This window comes from Bacillus cereus group sp. BfR-BA-01524, from assembly GCF_022662595.1.
Taxonomy (GTDB): domain Bacteria; phylum Bacillota; class Bacilli; order Bacillales; family Bacillaceae_G; genus Bacillus_A; species Bacillus_A thuringiensis_S.
This window is the reverse complement of the sequence record NZ_JAKUDW010000448.1, coordinates 1-224: the sequence shown is the minus strand read 5'-3', so window position 1 is coordinate 224 and position 224 is coordinate 1. Positions and strand designations below refer to the sequence as shown.

The window sequence follows — 224 nt, the reverse complement described above, 5'->3', positions numbered from 1 at the left end:
CAAATTGAATCATTTAGCACCACCAGGTCCAGAAACACCAGATCCAGAAAAACCTGGAACACCAGATCCAGAAAAACCTGGAACACCAGATCCAGAAAAACCTGGAACACCCAATCCAGAAAAACCTGGAACACCAGATCCAGAAAATCCTGGAACACCAGATCCAGAAAAACCTGGAACACCGAATCCAGAGAAACCTGGAACACCGAATTCAAAAAAACCGG

Annotated in this window: 1 pseudogene; it reads left to right on the top strand. The window is 45.1% G+C overall.

Annotated elements, in window-relative coordinates:
* A pseudogene (locus MR170_RS31830) lies at window positions 1–224 on the top strand (hypothetical protein); the annotation flags it as partial.